Origin of the sequence: Micromonospora sp. AMSO12t (genome assembly GCF_008806585.1) — a bacterium.
Classification (GTDB): domain Bacteria; phylum Actinomycetota; class Actinomycetes; order Mycobacteriales; family Micromonosporaceae; genus Micromonospora; species Micromonospora reichwaldensis.
On the sequence record NZ_WAAS01000421.1, the window covers coordinates 1 to 3,453 of the forward strand.

Annotated in this window: 3 protein-coding genes and 1 pseudogene; 2 read left to right on the forward strand and 2 right to left on the reverse strand. The window is 75.8% G+C overall.

Annotation, left to right across the window (positions count from 1 at the left end):
- The first annotated feature begins 96 nt into the window (after positions 1-96).
- Positions 97-954, forward strand: a complete 858-nt coding sequence (locus F6X68_RS31590; RefSeq protein ID WP_151457670.1) for a 1,4-dihydroxy-6-naphthoate synthase — start codon at positions 97-99, stop codon at positions 952-954.
- Here F6X68_RS31590 and F6X68_RS31595 read toward each other — a convergent pair.
- Entirely contained in the window at positions 915-1,301 is a 387-nt protein-coding gene (locus F6X68_RS31595; RefSeq protein ID WP_151457671.1) for a cold-shock protein, read from the reverse strand. The genes F6X68_RS31590 and F6X68_RS31595 overlap by 40 nt on opposite strands.
- A 34-nt stretch (positions 1,302-1,335) precedes the next feature.
- Positions 1,336-1,959 (reverse strand): HAD family hydrolase, encoded by a 624-nt coding sequence (locus F6X68_RS31600; protein WP_151457672.1) that lies wholly within the window; start codon positions 1,957-1,959, stop codon positions 1,336-1,338.
- An 85-nt stretch (positions 1,960-2,044) separates the two neighbouring features.
- On the opposite strand from F6X68_RS31600, the pseudogene F6X68_RS31605 reads away from it, so the two are divergent.
- Positions 2,045-3,453, forward strand: a pseudogene (locus tag F6X68_RS31605) (hypothetical protein); the annotation flags it as partial.

Consider the following 3,453-nt stretch of genomic DNA (forward strand, 5'->3'; position numbering starts at 1 on the left):
TGGCAAGGTGGCCGTCGGCTCGGCGCCGGTGGGTCCAGGTCACACCGAACCTGCCACGGTCGGGCGACCCACCCGGGGCGGGGATACGGTGAGGGTGTGGCGCTCTCGCTGGCTTTCTCGCCCTGCCCCAACGACACGTTCGTCTTCCACGCCCTGGTGCACGGTCTCGTGCCCGGCGCACCGCCGGTCGATGTCACGTACGCCGACGTGGACGTCACCAACACGGCCGCCGAACGGGGTGCGTTCGACCTGGTCAAGGTGAGCTACGCGGCGCTGCCGTGGCTGCTGGACGACTACCACCTGCTGCCCTGCGGGGGCGCGCTGGGCCGCGGCTGCGGCCCGCTGGTGCTGACCCGTGGCGACCACCCCGACCGGCCTGACGGCCCCGGGCGCGCCGACCTGAGCGGTGCCACGGTGGCGGTGCCGGGCGACCGGACGACGGCGTACCTGCTCTTCCGGCTCTGGGCGGCCGACCGGCCCCCGGCGCGGATCGAGGTCGTGCCGTTCCACGAGATCATGCCGGGCGTCGCCGCCGGCCGGTACGACGCCGGGCTGGTCATCCACGAGGCCCGGTTCACCTACCCACGGCACGGCCTGACCGCCCTGGTCGACCTCGGCGAGTGGTGGGAGGCCGACACCGGCCTGCCCATCCCACTCGGGGCCATCCTGGCCCGGCGCGGCGCGGTCGACCCGGAGGCCGCAGCCGGGTGGATCCGCGAGTCGGTACGCCAGGCCTGGGCCGATCCGGCCGCCAGCCGGGAGTACGTGCTGACCCACGCCCAGGAGATGGAGCCCGACGTGGTGGACCGGCACATCGGGCTCTACGTCAACGAGTTCACCGCCGACCTGGGGGACGCGGGGTTCGCCGCCGTCGAGGCGTTGCTCGGCCGGGCCGCCGACGCCGGGCTGGTGCCTCAGACCTCCAGCTCGTTGGCGACCGCGTGGACCAGCTGAGCGATCTTCTGCGCCGTCTTGCGGTCGGGGAAGCGACCCCGGCGCAGGTCCGGCTGGACCTTCGCCTCCAGCACCTTGATCATGTCCTCGACCAGGCCGTGCAGCTCCTCCGCCGGCCGGCGACGCAACTCCGCCATCGACGGCGGGGCGTCGAGCAGCTTGACCCCCATCGCCTGCGCGCCCCGGCGGCTGTCCACCACGCTGAAGTCGATGCGCTGACCGCCCTTGAGGTCGGTGACACCCGTCGGTAGCGCGCCCTTGGGCAGGAACACGTCGCCACCCTCGTCACTGGTGACAAACCCGTATCCCTTGGTCGCGTCAAACCACTTCACTCGACCCGTCGGCACCTGAGAACCCCTGCTTCGCTTGAGCTTGAGACGTCTACCGCTCCAAGGCTAGCCGGATCATGCCGTCCAGCGCCGCCGGGAATCCGGTGAGATCATCCAGCACCACCGCCGCCCCGGCCGCGCGCAGCTCGTCGGCGGCGCACGGGCCCGTGGCGACCCCGATGCCGGGTACGCCCGCCGCCCCCGCCGCCACCATGTCGGCCACGTGGTCGCCGACGTAGTGGGTCGCGCCGTGCTGCCGCAGGGCGGTCGCCTTCCCCTCCGCGAACAGGTCGCCGGCCACCTCGTCGACCACCAGGCCCAGGTGGTCGAGGTGCAGCCGGGCCAGGCGGCCGTGCTTGGCGGTGACCACCAGCACCCGCCCGCCGCGTTCGCGTACCGCGTCGATCGCGGCGACCGCCCCGGGCAGCGGGACGGTGGGTGTGATCGCGTACGCCGGGTACAGCTCGCGGTACGTGCGGACGGCCTCGTCGACCTGCTCCGGCGGGAACCAGCGGGCGATCTCCGTACGCAGCGGCGGGCCGAGCCTCGCCACGGCGGCCGCCGCGTCCACGTGCACCCCCGTGCGGGCCGTCAACGCCCGGAACGTGTCGGCGATGCCGGGACGCGAGTCGACCAGGGTCATGTCGAGGTCGAAGCCGACCGTCAGCGCTGCCATGCGGGAGAACGTACCCGCCCAACCCCGGGTCAGCCGGACGTCCGAGGGGCGGGAGGACCCTCTGCCGGGCTAGCGTGGAACGACGATGACCACCTCACTCGCCGACCACCTACGGTCACTTCCCGACGAGTCGCTCGCCGCCCTCCTCCAGTTGCGGCCGGACCTCGTCGTACCCGTGCCGGCCGACGTCTCCGCGCTCGCCACCCGGGCCCAGTCGCGGGTCTCGGTGGCCCGCGCCCTCGACGCGCTGGACCAGTTCACGCTGCTGATGCTCGACGCCGCCCGGCTGACCCGGGACGCGGCCGAGCAGACCACCTCCACCGACGCGGTGCTCGCCATGGCGACCGCCGGGCCGCAGCCGCCCGCCCCCACCACCGTCCGCGCCGCCGTGGACCGGCTGCGCGCGCTCTTCGTGCTGTACGGCCCCGAGAGTGCCCTGCGCGTGGTGGCGAGCGTCGACGAGGTCTCCCCGTACCCGGCGGGCCTGGGTCGATCGGCGGCGGAGCTCGGCCCGCGGGCGGCGGCGCTCTGCGCGGACCCGGCGAAGCTGCGGCGGACGCTGCTGGCCGCCCCGCCCTCGGCCCGGGCGATCCTGGACCGGCTGGCCGCGGGGCCGCCGGTCGGCAGCGTGCCGGCGGGCGCGTTGCAGGCGCCCCCGCTCGGTGCGGAGGCCGACCTGCCCCCGGACCCGACGAACGGCGGCGTGCCGACCGGCTCGCCGGTGCGCTGGCTCGTCGACCACCACCTGCTGGTGCCGGTCTCCGGCGGCCGGGCCGGCGCCACGGGCACCGTCGAACTGCCCCGGGAGGTGGGCCTGCTGCTGCGCCGCGACAGCGGCCCGCTCGGCCCGCTGCGCAGCAGCCCGCCGCCCGTGGCCACGGCGCCGCGCGAGCCGAAGGCCGCCGACTCCGCCGGGGCCGGGCAGACCATGGAGGTGGTACGCCACACCGAGGCGCTGCTGGAGCAGCTCGCCGCCGAACCGGCGCCGGTGCTGCGCTCGGGCGGCCTGGGCGTCCGTGACCTGCGCCGGCTCGCCAAGGCCGTCGGGGTGGACGAGTCGACGGCGGCCCTGCTGCTGGAGGCGGCGTACGCGGGCGGGCTGGCCGGCGAGGTCGACCTGCCCGGGGCCACCACCACCCGGCACGGCGCCGACCAGCAGGTCCTGCCCACCGCCGGGTACGAGGTGTGGCGGGCGGGGACGCTCGCGCAGCGCTGGGAGCAGCTCGCCCGGGCCTGGCTGACCATGACGCGGCAGGCCGGGCTGGTGGGGCAGCGCGACGACCGGGACCGGCCGATCACGGTGCTCTCCGCCGAGGCGGAACGGGCCGGCGCGCCGGCCGCCCGACGGGCCGTGCTGGAGGTCCTCGCCGACCTGGAGCCGGCCACCGGGCCCACCCCCGAGGAGGTGCTGGCCCTGCTCGACTGGCGGGCGCCGCGGCGCAGCCGGGGGCGGGAGGCCGCGCACCGGGAGGTGCTGGTGGAGGCGGCCACGCT

Coding starts and splice junctions, on each gene's coding strand:
- F6X68_RS31600 (WP_151457672.1), bottom strand. CDS start 1,959: ATGGCAGCGCTGACGGTCGGCTTCGACCTCGACATGACCCTGGTCGAC.